Consider the following 910-nt stretch of genomic DNA (forward strand, 5'->3'; position numbering starts at 1 on the left):
CCGAAACCGGGGCCCTGAGGGCCCGCGGGAGCCGGGGCGGCTGAGGCCGCGGCCTGCTGGGTGCCCGGCACCCCGGGCCCGCCCTCCGCCGTGGGACCGGAATGCGCGGGTCCGGGCGTGCTTCCGCCCTGCGCCCCGGGACCCGCGCCCTGCTGCGCCGTGCGCGGGGAGAGCGCGCGGAACTGCATGGTGCCGTCGTCTGACGGCCGGCCCGCCGCTGCCCCCCGGGACTCGGCCGTGGTCCTGCGGAAGACCCGCGTGCCACCGTCCTCGTCGGGCTCGGCGGGCGGGATCGTCGCCGTGCCGTCGGTACGTGCCGCGTGCCCGTCCGGCTGGACCGGGGCGGAACCCCCGGCGGGCCGCCCCGGGCCGGGCACCCGGGGATCAGCGCCCTGCGGCGGGGGCGGTACGCCGTGCTGAGCCCCCTGCGGCCCCTGCGCCCCCTGCTGCGGAATCCCCTGCGGCGCCTCCTGCTGGGCCTGCGCGGCGGCCTGCGGGGACCCCCACGACACCCGGCGGTCCTGGTCGCCGCCGAAGCCCGCCTGGTGGGCCCGGTCGGCGGCCCACGCGGACGCGGGCTCGGGCCGGCCGCCGTGCTGGCTGTCGGGGTGCGGGGGTTCCTCGACCGGGTCCTCGTCGAAGAAGTGCGGACCCGTCTCCTCCACCGGGGACGGAGCCGGGCCGGAGCCCGGGCCGGCCGGCGGCGCGAGCGGCTCGCCGTCCGCCGGGGCGGGACGGCTGGTGCCCGGCACCCAGGAGGCACCGTTCCAGTAACGGACATATCCAGGAATGGACGGGTCGGGGTAGTAGCCCTCGCGGGGCCTGTCGTCACCGGGTGCCGGGGTTGGGGCGCTCATGTCCGTCGTCCCGTATCTGCTCGGGGGTCAATAGAGGGGGCACCACATCTATC

Annotated in this window: 1 protein-coding gene; it reads right to left on the reverse strand. The window is 78.7% G+C overall.

From position 1 onward, the window contains the following. Positions 1 to 857: DUF2510 domain-containing protein (locus tag EHS43_RS45235; RefSeq protein ID WP_125196124.1), on the reverse strand; the 857-nt coding region annotated here is incomplete at its 3' end. Positions 858 to 910: the final 53 nt, after the last annotated feature.

This window comes from Streptomyces sp. RP5T (genome assembly GCF_003933965.1).
In the GTDB taxonomy this organism is placed as follows: domain Bacteria; phylum Actinomycetota; class Actinomycetes; order Streptomycetales; family Streptomycetaceae; genus Streptomyces.